This window comes from Paraliomyxa miuraensis (genome assembly GCF_026337845.1).
Classification (GTDB): domain Bacteria; phylum Myxococcota_A; class Polyangia; order Nannocystales; family Nannocystaceae; genus Paraliomyxa; species Paraliomyxa miuraensis.
In genome coordinates this window covers 1-356 of sequence record NZ_JAOVZF010000048.1, presented here as the reverse complement: position 1 = coordinate 356, position 356 = coordinate 1, and the positions used below count along the sequence as shown (strand labels likewise).

General features: G+C 66.3%; 1 protein-coding gene. It reads left to right on the top strand.

Annotated elements, in window-relative coordinates; genetic code table 11:
- On the top strand, positions 1-356 hold a 356-nt coding region (locus tag OEB96_RS00200; protein ID WP_266213356.1), incomplete at both ends, for a hypothetical protein.

The window sequence follows — 356 nt, the reverse complement described above, 5'->3', positions numbered from 1 at the left end:
CTCATCAGCAAGGCCCAGGCCGACGTCACCAACATGGCCAATGCCAACCGCAAGGTGCAGTGGTTCCACAAGTTCGTGGGGGTGCGGTTCCAGCCCAACGCCACCACCGACCCCGACCAGGAGATCATGCACCTGTCGGTGGGCGACTACGGCGACACCGACCCGGAGAAGCTGGCCGACGTGTGGGGCCACGACTTCTACTACTGGCCCTACGTCGACGGGTTCCCCGGCTACGCCAACATGCGCATCGAGCCGGAGAACACGGGCCCCAGCCCCAACCTCGCGGGCATCGCGGCCAAGCAGACGTCGGGGCAGTCGGGCAAGCTGTTCGCGCCGTTCTACATCGACCTGAGCGG